Origin of the sequence: Candidatus Alcyoniella australis, assembly GCA_030765605.1 — a bacterium.
Classification (GTDB): Bacteria; Lernaellota; Lernaellaia; order JAVCCG01; family Alcyoniellaceae; genus Alcyoniella; species Alcyoniella australis.
This window is the reverse complement of the sequence record JAVCCG010000005.1, coordinates 1-14,734: the sequence shown is the minus strand read 5'-3', so window position 1 is coordinate 14,734 and position 14,734 is coordinate 1. Positions and strand designations below refer to the sequence as shown.

General features: G+C 63.5%; 10 protein-coding genes. 4 read left to right on the top strand and 6 right to left on the bottom strand.

Features of this window, described 5'->3' with window-relative positions; all coding sequences use genetic code 11:
• Positions 1 to 12 precede the first annotated feature (12 nt).
• Both P9M14_00580 and pssA read left to right on the top strand, forming a co-directional pair.
• A complete protein-coding gene (locus tag P9M14_00580) occupies positions 13 to 690 on the top strand; it encodes a phosphatidylserine decarboxylase family protein (protein ID MDP8254219.1) in 678 nt (225 codons plus the stop codon).
• Positions 675 to 1,553, top strand: coding sequence for a CDP-diacylglycerol--serine O-phosphatidyltransferase (gene pssA, locus P9M14_00575; protein MDP8254218.1), 879 nt, complete (start codon positions 675 to 677; stop codon positions 1,551 to 1,553). The genes P9M14_00580 and pssA overlap by 16 nt, the downstream gene beginning before the upstream one ends.
• A gap of 389 nt (positions 1,554 to 1,942) precedes the next feature.
• Here pssA and P9M14_00570 read toward each other — a convergent pair whose 3' ends face one another.
• The 5 genes from P9M14_00570 to P9M14_00550 form a co-directional block, all read right to left on the bottom strand.
• Positions 1,943 to 3,019, bottom strand: a complete 1,077-nt coding sequence (locus P9M14_00570; GenBank protein MDP8254217.1) for an alpha/beta fold hydrolase — start codon at positions 3,017 to 3,019, stop codon at positions 1,943 to 1,945.
• Between the two features lie 7 nt (positions 3,020 to 3,026).
• Positions 3,027 to 4,121 (bottom strand): alpha/beta fold hydrolase, encoded by a 1,095-nt coding sequence (locus P9M14_00565; GenBank protein ID MDP8254216.1) that lies wholly within the window; start codon positions 4,119 to 4,121, stop codon positions 3,027 to 3,029.
• A gap of 139 nt (positions 4,122 to 4,260) precedes the next feature.
• Positions 4,261 to 4,905, bottom strand: a complete 645-nt coding sequence (locus P9M14_00560) for a redoxin domain-containing protein (GenBank protein ID MDP8254215.1) — start codon at positions 4,903 to 4,905, stop codon at positions 4,261 to 4,263.
• A gap of 33 nt (positions 4,906 to 4,938) precedes the next feature.
• A complete protein-coding gene (locus tag P9M14_00555) occupies positions 4,939 to 8,112 on the bottom strand; it encodes a C25 family cysteine peptidase (protein MDP8254214.1) in 3,174 nt (1,057 codons plus the stop codon).
• Positions 8,113 to 8,124: 12 nt separating this feature from the next.
• Positions 8,125 to 11,466 (bottom strand): Ig-like domain-containing protein, encoded by a 3,342-nt coding sequence (locus P9M14_00550; protein ID MDP8254213.1) that lies wholly within the window; start codon positions 11,464 to 11,466, stop codon positions 8,125 to 8,127.
• A 123-nt stretch (positions 11,467 to 11,589) separates the two neighbouring features.
• Here P9M14_00550 and P9M14_00545 point away from each other — a divergent pair, with 123 nt between their 5' ends.
• Positions 11,590 to 12,417: a hypothetical protein gene (locus tag P9M14_00545; GenBank protein ID MDP8254212.1), complete on the top strand. Its 828-nt coding sequence runs from the start codon at positions 11,590 to 11,592 to the stop codon at positions 12,415 to 12,417.
• On the opposite strand, the gene P9M14_00540 is transcribed toward P9M14_00545, so the two are convergent.
• Positions 12,414 to 12,770, bottom strand: coding sequence for a YkvA family protein (locus P9M14_00540; protein MDP8254211.1), 357 nt, complete (start codon positions 12,768 to 12,770; stop codon positions 12,414 to 12,416). The two genes, P9M14_00545 and P9M14_00540, sit on opposite strands and share 4 nt — an antisense overlap.
• Before the next feature lie 332 nt (positions 12,771 to 13,102).
• On the opposite strand from P9M14_00540, the gene P9M14_00535 reads away from it, so the two are divergent.
• Entirely contained in the window at positions 13,103 to 14,401 is a 1,299-nt protein-coding gene (locus P9M14_00535) for a metallophosphoesterase (protein ID MDP8254210.1), read from the top strand.
• Positions 14,402 to 14,734 lie beyond the last annotated feature (333 nt).

The following is a 14,734-nucleotide window of genomic DNA, read 5'->3' as shown; positions in this document are numbered from 1 at the left end:
AAGGTTGCGCGGATGAACAACGAGCCTAAATCACTCAAGGGAAATATCGGAATCTTCGCTCGCGAAGGTCTGCCGTTTATCGTGATCACCGGTGTGCTGTTTCTGATAGCCATCGGCTACCACCTGCCGTTATGGGTCAAGCTGCTGGTCGGCCTGCCGTTCCTGTTCAGCCTGCAATTTTTCCGCAATCCCGAGCGCGTGCCCCCTGACGAGCCGCTGGCCGTGATCTCGCCTGCCGACGGCAAAGTCTGCCAGCAGGCCTACGTCGAGGACTCGCCGCTGGGCGGTCCGGCCAAGAAGATCAGCGTGTTCATGAACGTATTCAACGTACACGTCAACCGCTCGCCCTACGATGGCGTGGTCGAGACGATCCAATACACGCCCGGACGTTTTCTGGTGGCTGAGCGCGACGAGGCCAGCGAGGAGAACGAGCGCAACCTGGTGGTAATCCGCACGCCCGAGGGCTGCCGCGTGGCCTGGGTCCAGGTCGCCGGATTCGTGGCGCGGCGCGTTGTCTGCTATCTGCACGAGGGCGACCGCACCCACACCGGGCGGCGCATGGGCCTAATCAGGTTCGGCTCACGCTTGGACGTGTTCCTGCCGCCGGAATCCGAGGTAAACGTGCAGGTCGGCCAAAAGGTTAAGGCCGGAATCACCGTACTGGGGAGGCTCAAGTGCCCCGAGGAGTAAAGGGCTCCAGCTCGCGGAAGATGGACGCGGCCGCGCAGAACGCGCGGCTGCACGACGAGGCCGAGCCGACCCGCGAGGGGATCAAGCGCGGCTTTTTCCTGCTGCCCAATCTGCTGACCACCGGCAGCCTGTTTTGCAGCTTCTGGGCGATGATCAGCGTGCTCTACGAGCGCGACTTTCGCCAGGCCGCGTTCTTAATCATCGCCGCGGTGATCTTCGACGGGCTCGACGGCAAGGTCGCGCGCTGGACCAAGACCACCAGTCCCTTCGGCGTGCAGTACGACTCGCTGTCCGACCTGGTGAGCTTCGGCGTGGCCCCGGCAATCATCGCCCACGCCTGGGCGCTGCAATATGCCTACGATCCGCGCCTGGGCTGGGTCGCGGCCTTCCTGTTCCTGCTCTGCGGAGCGCTGAGGCTGGCGCGCTTCAACGTGCACACCGAGGACCAGACCGCCGACCCGCGGTTTTTCTCGGGCCTGCCGATCCCCGGCGGCGCGATGTTCGTCATCGCCACGGTGCTCTTTGCCCAGCACATGGGCTGGACCAACGACGACGGCAGTTGCGCCTTTCCTAACCTGTTCATGCTTGTGCTGCTGATCGTCAGCCTGACGATGGTCAGCACCTTACAGTACTACTCGTTCAAGGACGCCGACCTAGTGCGCCGCCGGCCGCTGTGGATTTTAGTGCTGGTGGCGATGCTGATTATCGTGATCGTGGTCGAGCGCGCCAAGACGCTTTATGCGGTGGTGCTGATCTATGTGCTGCACGGCCCGGTGCTGTGGTACTTCAGCCGCGATTCCGCGCGCCAACGCCTGAGGCAACTGCGCAACCGCCGAAACAGCGGGCGATCCGAAGAGGATTGAGCAGAGGAAAGATCGTTAAAACGATCTTTGTGAATAAGGCGAGCGGCGCATTGCCTCAGGGTTTTCATAAACTCCTCACCTTGCCACCTCGAACAACACCTCTTCTCACGGCATAAATCCGAGGCCAATTTTTAATCGAAATCGATTCGCTTCGTTGAACGAAAAACACGACGTCTGTCTGTCCCCTCCAGATGAAAACCCTGATTCAACGCACCGCTCGCGCCCACCTAATAATGTTATTCAACATTATTACCCACCCCCGTTTTCCTACGCGGAGAAGGTCGTGGAGCTACGACCCTGGTCCGCTCGCGTGCCATGCTGCAGCTCTAAGCTGCCGCGGGGCGGGTCGTTATTACCCATCAACCATTGCAGTCGTGGAGATGGTTGTTTTAGATGTGCTGGTCGAGCCACTCGTGGATAACGGGGAAGACCTCGGTGGGGGCGTTCTCGCCGATGAGGATATCGACGTGACCGTAGGCGGTGCTCTCGCTGCCCGGGCCGAAGAGCACGTAGCGCTTGTCCTTGCTGCTGACCGCGTCGTACACGAACTTGACCGATCCGCTCAGCGCGGTCATGTCGCCCTCGGACGCGAGGAACAGGAACGGCGTTTGGATTACTTGCAGGTTGCGGGTGTAGGAATATCCGCCCTTGTGGTCGCTGATCTCGCCGGCCTCGACCCACTGGGCGAACTGGTTGAGCAGCTTGACCGGGATGTTGCTTTGGCAGTTGGCCGCGGCCAGGGCCGACTGGCCGGGGAGCATGTTCTCCAGGCGGATGCCCGTGATCATTCCGATCAGCGATGAGTGGTTGAACAGCGGGGCGAGGAATTGGGTCAGCCGGGCCAGCCGGATCACCGGCAGCAGGGCCACCACCTTGGCCAGGCGGCTGATTCCCTTGAACTGATCGAGATTCCCCGGGCTGGAGATCGCCGTGGCCGTGGCGATCTGCGCCGCGCCCTGGGTCTGCAGATAGGCGTACATCAGCATTCCGCCCATCGAATGGCCGATCCAGTGCAGCTTTTTCTTCCTGGTCTGCTTAAGCACGTAGCGCACGGCCGCCGGGATGTCGTAGCGCAGGTAATCGTTGAAATCCCAGTGATACGAGTAGTTGCCCAGCCAGTCGGGCTTACTCGAATCACCGGCCCCGCGCAGCTCCAGGGCCCAGACGTCGTAGCCCGCGTCGGCCAGGCTGCGGCAGAGGCTGGCGTGGTCCGAGAAGTCGTAGAGCCGCATGTTGCCGCCCAGTCCGTGGCAGAGGATCAGCGGCAGGGAGCGCGGTTTGCGTTTGGTTGGCTCAAAGCGGTGCAGGGCCACCAGCCAGTCGTCGTCCGTGCGCGCGTAATGCACGGAATCGGGACGGCGCTCGATCAGATAATAGCGCGCGAAAAAGCGTGCCAGGACGTGCAGCGACAGCCAGACGGCTCCGAGGACCAGCAGCAGCTTTATCAACCAGACGATCAGGCTCATCGCAGCCTCACTTGGAACTCTGTTTCAGCAGCCAGTCGCGCACGAAGGGGAACACCTCGTAGGGTGCGGCCTTGCCCAGGATCAAATCGCCGTGGCCGTAGTCGATCGAATCGCCCTGGTCCGTGCCGAACAATCGAAAATGTTTATCCTGGCCTCCGACCCGATCGTAGGCGTGCCGCACGGCCGCCGGAGAGGCCAGGTGGTCGACGTTGCCGGCGATGAACATCATCGGCATTGAAAGATCTTCCATGCCGCGCGAATAGTTGTGGCCGTCCAGGCCGATCAGCTCGGAGCGCTGCTCGATCCAGTACAGGAATTGTCCGGCCAAGGTGCTGCTGATCGGCGAGGTCACGTTGGCCAAGATCCGGCGAACGACCAGCGGCTCCATGTTCGATTCGTTGAACGTGGCGCGCGCGAAATTCATCGTGGCGCGGCCCACGAACGGGATCACGGCCCAGGCGAAGAACCGCACCGGGATATAGCGGATGTTGCGCAGCAAGGGCCTGGCTTTAGTGAGGATTGTAATCTCGGGCTGCAATCCGAACTGGCCGGGACTGGCAATCGTACATAGTGATTTGACCTTTTTCCCGCCCTCAGAGGGGAACGCGCCGTAGGCGACCATCCCGCCCATCGAGTGTCCGACCCAATGGACCTTTTTTGCGCCCGTGACCTTAGATACGTGATCCACGGCGGCCGGCAGGTCGAGGCGCACCAGGTCGTCGAAGCTGATCTTGAAGCGGTTGGCGGAGAACAGTCGACGCCGGGCCGAGCGGCCAAATCCGCGCAGCTCGAGCACCCAACAGTCCAATCCTTCGCCTGCCAGATAACGCGCCATGGACATGGTGCGGTTGAAGTCGAAGTTGAAACGATTGCAGGCCAACCCGTGGCAGAGGATCACCGGCTCGCGCCCCTTGACCGGCTTTTCCGGGGTGCGGCGGCTGATGCTCAGGGTCCAGCCGTCCGCGGCCTGGAAGTAGTGCACCTGCTCCGGGCTGTCCTCCAGGCGGTAGATCCTGCCCCACAGCAGGCCCAGGGCGAACAAGACCCCCAAGCACAGCACCAAGAACAGCAGCAGATTGAACAGAAACGTCAGTATGGTCATTCGATTGATAACCTATAGGCGGTCGAATAGTTCGCGATTTCATATCACACAGGGGACGCTGCCACAAGATCAGGTAGATAGAAAAAAAGCCCCACCGCAGATGCGACGGGGCTGGTGATTGGCGTTCGTTCTGTTCTTTTTATTCGTCTTCGACCAGCATGCGCTTGATTTTGCCCTCGATCATCGCGTCGGACCAGCCGAGCACAATGTAGCCGATCTCCATGTCGCGGCGCAGGAAGATCGTCATCGGGATCCCATTATCCGGGAAGTACGGCCCGGTCACGCTGTAGTTCGTGTCGCCCAGCACCTCAACGTCGTCCAGCCCATGCCGTTCTTTGTAAGTGTCGAGGAAACCCTCGGTGGGCGTGCCGCCGCTGAAGTTGCCGCCCATGACCACCACCAGGTCCACGCCGTCGTCTTTGTATTCGTCGTAGTAGCCCTGGAACGCGTCGGCCTCCTGTCCGCAGTAGGGGCAGTTGCCCGCGCCGACCAAGATCACGACGATCGAGCCGCAATAGCGGTCGTAGAGCGAGATCTCGTCGCCCTGGTGGTTGGGCAGGGTCCAGTCGGCCATGGTTTTGTCTTCGTCATGGCCCAGGTTGGTTTGGTCCGCGTCCGGGCAGCCCTCGTCGTCGTCGTCATCGTCGTCATCGTCGTCGAGAACGTCGTCGTCGTCATCGTCGTCACGATTATCGTCGTCGTTGCTGGTATTACAGGCGCCCAGGCACAACGCCAGGACCGCCAGCAACGCCAGGATCAGGATCGTCAGCTTGAGATGCTTCATCGAGTAAGTCCTTATGCTCTTGTATTCGTTGCGTTACAGCCCGCAGCCGCAGGCGTCGTCGTCATCGTCGTCGTCGTCGCCCGAGGGATCGCCTTCGGTGGTCAGCTCGACCTCGTCGGAATAGGCGGAGAAGTCCTGAGCCACGTAGGCGGCCACGCGGTAGAGGTAGGTCGTACCGGCGCTCAGGCCCTCGTCGGCAAAGACCACCACGTTGGACTCGACCCGGCCGACCTCCTCGAAGTCGCCCTTGTCGTCGGCGTCGGCGCGCTCGATCACGTACCCGGCCTCGCCGCCGGAGTTGTCGATCCAGCTGATCTCGAGCTCGCTGTGCGACACCACCACGCCGACCAGGTCGCTGGGGGCCGCGGGCAGGCTGGCGGCCTGCACCTCATTGGAGGGCGCGGAGTCGTTGATGTCGGTGAAGGCGCGCACGCGGTAGGTCGCCAAGGTGGCCTCGGTCAGCGAGTCGTCCTCGAACTCGGAGGCGTCGGCGGCCACTACGCCCACGACCTCGAACTCGCCGTCCTTGGCCAGCAGGCGCTCAATGCGGTAGCCGGACTCGCCGCCGGAGTTGTCGGACCAGGCCAGGGCCACGCTGCTTTCGCTCACCCCGTGGGCGCTCAGGCCGTCGGGGGCGTTGGGCAAGGTCGTGGCCGAGGCGTCGTTGGTGGTCGGGCTGTCGCCGCCCACGCCGACGGCGCAGACTTTGAACGAATAGGTCGTGGCCTCGTCCAGGCTATCGACCTGGTATTGGATGGCGTCGGCGTCGACCTGGGCGTACTCGCTGTAGTCGGTCTCGCCGGCCAATTTGCCAAGCACACGGTAGCCGGTCTCGCCCGCGGAGTTATCGGTCCAGTCCAGTTGGATCGACTCGGAATTCAGCGCCTGGGCGCTGAGGCCCGAGGCCGGGTTGGGCAGGGTCGTGGCCGCGGCCGGGCCGGCGTTGGCCGACTCGCCGCCGATGTTGTAGGCGCGCACCTGATAGGAGTAGGTCTCGCACTCGCCCATCCCCGAATCGGTGTAGCTCTCGGAGTTGGAGCCCAGGGTCGCCAGCGGCGACCAGTCGAGCTTATCGGCTGTGGCGCGTTCGACGATGTAACCCGATTCGCCGCCGGAGTTGTCGGTCCAGACCAGGTAGACCTCGCCGCCGACCAACGTCTGGGCGAACAGGTCGCTGGGCGCCGCGGGCAGGGTCGCGGTGGTGGCGGAGTTGGAGTACAGCGAATAGTCGCTGCCCTTGTAGGCCCGCACGCGGTAGGAATATTCGCTGCCCTCGCTCAGGCCCTCGTTGCTGTAGCTCACGACGCTGGCGGTCACGGTGTCCAGCACGCTCCACGCGCCTCCGGCGGGCTTGCGTTCGATCTCAAAGCCGTCCTCGTCGGATGTGCGGTCGGTCCAGCTCAGGTCGATGGCAATCTCGCCGTCGGGCGCGGCCGTCAGGCTTTCGGGGCTGAGCAGCCCGGCCACCGGGATCTCGATCGCCGGATCGCCGAGCCAGAGGTACATCTTAATATTGGTCTCGCCGTAGCTGCCCGCGCCGTACTGGTCGTAGAGCTCGGCGTTGGCGTCCATCAGGATCAGGCTGATCGGTGCGATCGCCTTGTCGTAGGGCGCGCGGTAGAGGTAGCGGTCGAAATCGTGGTTGGGAGTTGTGTAGCTGGGCTGGGTGGCGCCCAAAAACGCCACGGCGCCGTCGGTGTCGACCATGAACGCTTCGGCCAGGCACTCGGCCGAGCCGCTGAGCGACATATTGACGCAGGCGATCGAGTAGACCACCGGGTTCATGCCGTTGGTCGACAGCGCATGGGCCATGGTGGTGGTGAACGAGGCGGAACTGGTATCCCACGAGGACCAGGTGGTGGCCGAACCGTGGCCGCGGTAGTTGACGAGCACCCGGCCGTCCTCAATGGCGTCGGTGGCGTCCTGGCAGGAGCCGCCCGCGCCGCCGTAGACCGTGTCAAAGGTCGGGGCGTCGTAGACGTAGGAATAGGTGCGGATCGTCTCCTTGCACGCGGTGTATTTGCCCGGATACTCCTGCTTGTGGGCGATGAGCACGCTCTTTTGCTGCCAGGCCCCGCCGTAGGTGTTGTCGATCCAGTCCAGGGTTTTGTCGATCATCATGTTCAGGTCCGCATCGTTCTTGGCCGGGAAACGGCCCAGGCCGACCTCGGCGTACATGTCGCCGCCGTCTAGGAACGTGTACCACGAGTCGGACGGATTGCCGTCCCAGGAGTAGAGCGGGATCGCGTCAACGTCGCCCACGAACAGCACGTAGGTATTGGCGTTGGTGCTGTAGAACGTGGTCAGGTAGCTCTTGATCTCGCTGGCGGTAGAGCCGGTGGTGCTGGTATCGACCACCAGGACGGCCAGGCCCTCGGCCTGATGTGCGGCCACCAGCTCGGCGAGCTTGGCGTTGGCCGCCAGCGCCGGATCGGCGATCACCAGGTAGTCGTAGGTCGGGTCGGCCGCGTCGCGCTGCCGCGATGCGATGTTGAGCGACTGGAAGTTGACCAGCGTGTGGGCGTAAGAATTCTCAAAGGCCGGGGTGATGTTGTAGGGCCCGATCGGCGCGTCGGTGCCGGTGCCCGGGCCGCTGAAGGTCAGGCGCACCTCGGCCGACTCAGCGATCTCGAGCACGCCGCTGATCGGATCGTAGACAAACGGGCTCCAGACGATCTGCACCACTCGCAGGTCGCGCCAGGTCGCGGGCTCGGCAACCTCAAACTCGATCTCGGGAAAGGGGACGCCCGACTCGTAGTAGCCGCGATCAATGTCAAAGACGATCGGGTCTTCGTCAGTGGTCGGGGTCTGGAACGGGAAGACCTGCAGATCGCTGATCGCGCGGAACTCGCCGCTTTTGATCGAGCCTTGAACATCGGCCTGCGGCGGCAGAGCAAGCGTGGCGCGCACTACCGGCAGCTCGGGCATGCCGATCTGTTCGGTGGTGGCGCAGCCGGGAACCGAGATTCGATCATAGATCAGCCCCTCGGCCATCAGCTGCTCAAGATAGAATCCGGGCAGCGAGATGCGCAGGGTGATTTCCGTATTATTGCTCTCCAGGGTCAGCAGCTCGGGCTCGGCGCCGGGAACGGCGTTTCCGTTGAGGCTGATCCACTCGCCTTGGGCAAACGCGGCGCCCGCCGCGATTAAAACCAACGCCAGGGCCAGCGCCCAGATACGATTGCGCAGGATCGGTCGTCTGGTCATCTTGCCTACTCCTTAGTACTGCTTGCGGCTCAGGCCGAGCCATGCGGCCAAGAACAGCGCGATATATAACATTAATGATAGCGACAAGGAATTGCCGTTAGCTGCCGACATGCTGCATCCGCAGCCGCCGCTATCATCGTCGTCATCCCCTGAATCGTCGTCCTGGCCCACGGTGAAGGCGTTGCTCAGCGTGGCGCTCTGGCCGTCGGGGTTGGTCACAATCAGATCGTAGGTCCCTTGGCCGAGCCCTTCGGGCACCAGGGCGGTCAACACGTCGGCGGAGCGGAACTCGACCTGCTCCAGCGGCGTATCGTTGAGGGCCAGTTGCGGGGTCTCGATAAATTCCGCGCCCTGGATCAGCACCTCGGTCGGCTCGTCGGCCGCGCCGTGATCGGGCGCTACCGTCTGTGGCTGAGGCGGCCCGGCGGTCAAGAAGCTGAACGGGTTGGGCGTGTCGCCGCGTTGGAGCTCGTTGCCCAAAAGATCGGTGGCGCTCACAACCTGGACGCTGATCTCGCTGCCCTCGCCGGGGAACGGCTCGGCGTGGCTGATCGTGACCTCGGTCGAGTCGGCTGACCAGCTTACGCTGAGCTCGCCCGGATCGGGGTTGATCATCAGCTCCAGGCTTTCCTGATCCAGCGGCTTGGTGAAGCGCAGGGTGACCTCGGAGTCGATCAATACGTCGGTCTGGCCATCGTAGGGCGAGCTGTGGATCAGCTCCAGCGGCAGCAGCCAGTCCAGGCTGCGCGCCAGCAGGGTCGGGCCGGTGCTGGGCTCGGTTCCCTCGATCGGCAGCGCCTCAAAGCTGAAGCTGAAGAAGATCATCCGGTAGGCTTCCTGCCCGATCTGCGGGAACTTGATCGCGTTCGCGCCGCTTAAGTGGTTGAGCAGCAGCGAGTTGGCGTTGGCCCCGGGCACGATCACGTCGGCCTCGTCGGCGTAAATGTAGATCAGGGTTTCGAAGAACATCCCGGCGGTGATCGGCTCGTTCTCCGGCGGAAAGAGCAGGGTCGCGCCGGTATCGAGCTCGGAGGAGGCCGCGTGCAGATACTGCGCGGCGAAGGTCGTGGCGCCGATATCGTTGAGGATCCCCTGGCCGATCATCAGCAGCGCGCCGCCGTCCTCGAGGTACGCGGCCAAGGCTGTTTGGTCCTCGGCGGTGAGCGTGTTCTCGTTTTGGTCGCCGGTGTTCCAGACCACCACCGGGTAGGCGCCCAGGTCGACCAGCCCCGGGCTGGCCTCGACCCCGGCCACGTTCCAGGAGGCGAAGGTGTAGCCGCTGTCCAGCAGTCCGCAGTTGAGGTAGACCTCGAGCTCCTGGCCGCCGTCGTCGTCCACGAACAGCACCTGGAACGAACCCACGGTGAGCACCAGCGGCTCGGTCTCGCTGTAGGACTTGTCGGGCGTGGAGATCTCGACCTCGAGCTCGATCTGGGTGCCGAACGGCGCGTCGGCCGACACGCTGACCTGCCAGCCCGCGCCCGCCGTGACCTCGCTCCAGGATTCGACGTAGGGGAAGGTCACGGAGTCGGAATCAACGGTCACGAATTCGCTGTCCGAGCTCAGGGTCAGCTCAAGCTCGTCGGTCCCCTTGTAGCGGCTGCTCAGGGTCGGCACCAGCTCGATGCTCTCGCCGGGCTCGGCCGTGCCGTTGTCGTTGTCGTCGTTTTGCACGGTGGCGCCCAGCAGGTCGAACCCGGTTTGCGGGCCCATGCCGTGACGGTTGAAGGCCTCGATGATGTAGTAGGCGTGGGGCGAGCCGTCGGATAGGTCGCCGTTATCGTCGTCCAGGGCCCAGAGGTCGAACATATAGTCTTCGAAGGTCTGGGCCAGGCCGTAGCGCGCGAAGTGGAACAGGTCGTCGGCCAGGGTCTGTCCGGCCACCGGGCCGAGCAACTCGATTAAATTCTGCCGCATGTCCCACAGCGCGCCGGAGAGGATCATTCCGTCGTGCTCCGCATCGCCGGTCAGGTCGTCGGGAGTCACCAGATCGGGCTGGTCGATGTCGCGCAACGGGTCGGCCGTGCCCTGCACGTACTCGCCGAACTGCGGATCGTCGGTGATCGTGCAGGCGAAGTAGTCGGAGAACGCCTCGAGCAGCTCGTCGGGGAACGCGTCGGGCTCCTCGCCGAGCTGTTCGGTCACCGCGTGGCCGTACTCGTGGTAGATCACGTCGGCGAAGGTGCCCATGTCGCCGCAGCCGCCGCCGGCCGCGGTGAAGTAAAAGCCCGCGCCGTCCCACCAGGCGTCGCAGGTCCCGGCCGCGCCGGTCTGGGCGGAGAGCAGCGCGTCCAGGCCGGTGAACTCGGTGTCGAGATTTTTCATAAAGGCCCGCGCCGCGGTCAGGTGAAAGAACACGTCGCGCTCGGCCGCGCTGGAGTTGCCGTCTGACCACAGCAGGTCCTCGGTGTCCCCGGCGCTGGTGGCGCGTGTGATGCGCGAGGCGCCGCCGAGGTCGACCACGTCCAGGAACGGTCCGTCGAGCTCGGCCTGCAACGTAACCGCGCCCGAGCCGGCCTCGACGCTGTAATCGCCCGAGCCGTCGGTAATGTCAAAGCCCACGCCGACCAGGCTCACACGCTGCTCGGCCAGCGCCAGCTCAACCGGCGTCTGCGTGCCGTACAGCGGATGCACATTGGCGCTGACCGTGCCGCTGACCGCCGCGTGGTTGGTCAGGTCGCGGCGGGCGATCAGGTCCAGGTCGCGATCGTCGATATAGCATAGCGGCCGCGTGCGGCCCGAGCCGGGCCGGGCCTCGATCCGCCAGGCCCAGTGCGCGGTCTGTGTGGCGCGGTCGGGCCAGGCCAGGGCGCTGATTCGCGCGGAATGCGCATCGATCCCGCAGAAATCCCAGGCCGCCTCCAGCGCCCGTTCGAAATTGAGAGCAACGTCGGGCTGATCCGGGGCCAGGCTCAGGCCGGGAATCAGGTCGGAACGCACCAGCACAACCGAGCCCGTGGCGTGAACGCGCAGCTCGAGGCGCGCGCCGAACACCGGCACGCCGTTTAGCTGCTGGTCGTAACGCACGAACCACAGGTCGTGGACGCGAACGATTGTCGGCTCGCCCAACTGCGCGCGGTCCGCGCCCCACAGGGACCCCCAGCGTTCGATCAGATTATCGCAGGCCGCGGCCACATCGCCCGGCACAGCGTCGGAGCGCAGGTCCAAGGCGATCCCTTGGCCCCACATTCGGCGCACGATATCGCCCCGGGCATCGGGGACGATCTCCCAGGCCGGGCCGTTTTGTTCGAAAAAGCGATTGAGCTGCCCCTCGAGCGCCGCGGCAGGCAGGGCGCAGAGCAGGACGAACAACAACAGAATGAAAACACTGGCGGCCGTTAGATGCTTGTTCACAACGATCCTCGCGTTAAGGAGCCTGGCTATGCTTAATAAATAAGTTTATTCCGTTCGATCGGCTCTAACAAGAGCGTAATGCAGCACTATGGCGCGGATATCGTCGATCACGTATTCTTTTAAATGATGGAAGATCAGAGCCTACCTCTGAAGCCGCCGCCGGAGGATCTCGCACAGCCCGAGGTCGACGCCGAGCAGGCGCAGCAGACCGCACTGGAGATGGTGCGTTACGCGATCAGGATCGAGAAGGGCCAGATGCGCACCACCTACATGGCCCAACGCCTCAATAAAATGTCGGACGATACCGCCATCGCCGTGCTCGACGCCCTGTGTACCGGCGCCGGCCTGAGTATCCACGGGTTTCAGGAAACGCTGATCGACCTGGTCGACCCCGAGAGCCTGCGCGAACACCTGGGCAGCTTCAAACTCAGCCGGATTTACCACGGAGCGCGACGCCGGGGCATCAGCTCGATTCTGCGCTTCATGACTCAGGAGCGGCCGCTTAAAGTCCAGCAGCAGCCCTCGGAGGAGAACATGCTGTACGGCATGAGCGACGTGCCGCTGGGGGTGCGACGCTACGTGGCGCGGCTGCAGGATAAACGGCAGCTCGAGCGCGCGGCATACGACCAGGACCCGAACGTGATCGTTCATCTGCTGCGCAACTCGCGCACCACGCGGCAGACCGTGCTCAAAATTGCCAGCCGTCGGCCCAACGAGGCCGCGGTGCTCGAGGCGGTGTTCAGGTCCAAGCGCTGGATCGCCGACAATACGGTCAAGGAGGCGCTGGTGCGCAATCCCTATACGCCGTTACGCATCGCGCTGTCGCTGCTCAACGTGCTGCAACTGCAACAGGTGCGCGACGTGGCCCGCGACAGCGGACTGCACCCGGAGATCAAAAAAGCCACGCGCGAGCTGTTGGCGCGCAAGCTGCAACGCTCAGATCGAGATTAATCCTCGACGTCGATCAGCGGACCCTGGGATCGTCGCCAGGCGCGGTAGCGCTCGATCTGCTCGGCCAGCTTCTTGAATAAATAGGCCGACACCACGAAGTCGTCGAGCAGCCCGCTGACCGGCACCATGTCCGGGATCAGATCAAAGGGCATTATAAAGTAGAACAGCACGAACACGATCAGCGCCTTGGTCGCCCGCGGCAGCTTGTAGGCCGGGTCGAACGCCATCTGGTAAAAAGTCTTGACGTAATCGAGCAACCGCCGCACGTGGTCCGGCAAATAGGCCTGGGCCAGCAGCGCGTTGACTTTGCCCTTGAAGTGATTGCGCACGAATTGTTCGCGAGAAGAAGCCATTGGCTGATTATAGCATCGGGCGGCGTCACGACTGATGGGGCGGGGTAATAATGTTGGATAACATTATTTGGTATAGGCTCGCGGGGAATTGGATCGAGATTTATTTCCAAATTGGACTGATAAACGAGCTATCCGCAGCTTCAGAGGAACAGACCAGGCGTTTTAAAACAGCTGGTCCCAGGTAAGACTCGATACCCGAAGGGAATGCCCAAGGCGGCATGGTGAATGGCATAAATAAATATCGAGCCAATTCCCAGGCGAGCCCTACACCCAAAGATCGATTTCTCGATCTTTCCTCCACCTCTATGCTGCCGCGGCTATAATGCCCGCCGATGAATACAGTATTACTCGGCGACCTGCATCTGACCGACGCTGACCCGCGGCGCGGGTACAAGCGGCCCGAGGTCTTTGCCGACCAGCGGCTGTTGCAGTGCCTGGAGTGGATCGAGGGCCTGGACAATTCGCGGCTGATCCTCACCGGCGATGTGTTCGACATCGACCTGGTAGTGCTCGAACAGCCCGGCGCTGATCCGGGCCAGGCCGCGGTGCGCAAATTAAGTAAGGTCTTTGCCGACCATCAGCCGTTGCTCGCGGCCCTGGCGCGTTTCGCGGCCCGCGGTCGGTTGCAGTGGCTGATGGGCAATCACGACCTGGAGCTGAGCCTACCGCAGGCGCGCCGGGCGCTGGATGACGAGCTGGAGCGCCACGCGCCGGGCGCGGCCGCCGGGTTGCGGCTGCATCGTTGGGCGCTGTACGAGCCGGGCCTGCTGTGGGCCGAGCACGGACACGTGTACGACGCCTACGCCTGCTCCCACGATCCGTTCGACCCGCGTCTGGACGATGGGATCTACTTTCCCTTCGGCTGCCTTGTCAACCAGCAGTTGAGCAACGCGCTGACCAGCTTCAATCCCAACAGCGACGAGCAGGTGCACCAGGGGATCGCGGGCTATCTGCGGCACTGGCTGCGTTTCGACTTTTGGCCGCCGTGGCGTCTGCCTCTGGCCTACCTGACCAACGCCGCGACCGTGTACAAGCGGGCGCTGGATCAGCGCGCGCGGCTCGATGCATTGCCCGGCCTGGACGAGCTGACTCAGCGGGCTGTGGATGAGCTGGGGCTCCAGCGCGAGCAGGCGCGCGAGCTGCTGCGCGAACTGCCGCGGCCGGTTATTCACTTCTCGCGCTTCGAGCCGTTGCGCACGCTGCTGCTGGACAAGGCCGTGCTGATCCCCGCCTTGGCAGTGGGCGCGGGCGCGGCCGTTGTCGCAAGCTCGTCCCCCGTCGCCCCTCTGTTCTGGCCGCTGTGCGCCGTAGCGTTCTACATGGGCTACGAATGGCTGCTCGGCCCGTCCAAGGCCGTGGGCAAAGAGCGCGTGCTGCCCCGGATTGGATTGCGCGCGGCCGAGATCGTCGATGCGCCGCTGTGCGTAATGGGCCACTCCCACGACCCGGGCCGGGTCGAAGGCCAGGGCCGAACCTACCTCAACCCCGGAAGCTGGGGACCGCTGTTTAGTGACGTGGAGTGCACGCGGCGATCAAGCAAGGCCGATACCCTGGTGCGCATTGAGCACGGAGAGGGCCCGCCGCGCGCCGAGCTGCTGGCCTGGCGAAACGGCCGCGCCGTCCGGCTTTGAGCCGGGCACCTTTGAGGTGCCACAAAACTCGCGTAGTTCGCTGGTCGTAGCGCCACGACCTTTTCTGCGTAGGAAAACGGGGGTGGGGTAATAATGTTGAATAACATTATTGGGTGGGCGCTCGGCTGAAATCAGTTTGAGATTCTTTTCAGATTGCCGGTCTAAGATCTGACGAGGTAGTTCTCTGGTTCGCACGGGGGCTCGCTCAGCGGGTTCTCAAAGGCGCTGCCCGGCTTGGAGCCGGGGGCAAAACTCGCGTACGTGACCTGCATGTGGCTCGACGATGCTCTCCGCGTCGCGGCATGGGTCTACGCAAAATGACCAGGGAAATAT

What these genes read in the sequence shown, in the direction of transcription:
- P9M14_00545 (MDP8254212.1), top strand. Translation starts at nt 11,590, where the DNA reads ATGATGGAAGATCAGAGCCTACCTCTGAAGCCGCCGCCGGAGGATCTC.
- P9M14_00535 (MDP8254210.1), top strand. Translation starts at nt 13,103, where the DNA reads ATGAATACAGTATTACTCGGCGACCTGCATCTGACCGACGCTGACCCG.
- P9M14_00540 (MDP8254211.1), bottom strand. Translation starts at nt 12,770, where the DNA reads ATGGCTTCTTCTCGCGAACAATTCGTGCGCAATCACTTCAAGGGCAAA.
- P9M14_00565 (MDP8254216.1), bottom strand. Translation starts at nt 4,121, where the DNA reads ATGACCATACTGACGTTTCTGTTCAATCTGCTGCTGTTCTTGGTGCTG.
- P9M14_00560 (MDP8254215.1), bottom strand. Translation starts at nt 4,905, where the DNA reads ATGAAGCATCTCAAGCTGACGATCCTGATCCTGGCGTTGCTGGCGGTC.
- P9M14_00555 (MDP8254214.1), bottom strand. Translation starts at nt 8,112, where the DNA reads ATGACCAGACGACCGATCCTGCGCAATCGTATCTGGGCGCTGGCCCTG.
- P9M14_00570 (MDP8254217.1), bottom strand. Translation starts at nt 3,019, where the DNA reads ATGAGCCTGATCGTCTGGTTGATAAAGCTGCTGCTGGTCCTCGGAGCC.
- P9M14_00580 (MDP8254219.1), top strand. Translation starts at nt 13, where the DNA reads ATGAACAACGAGCCTAAATCACTCAAGGGAAATATCGGAATCTTCGCT.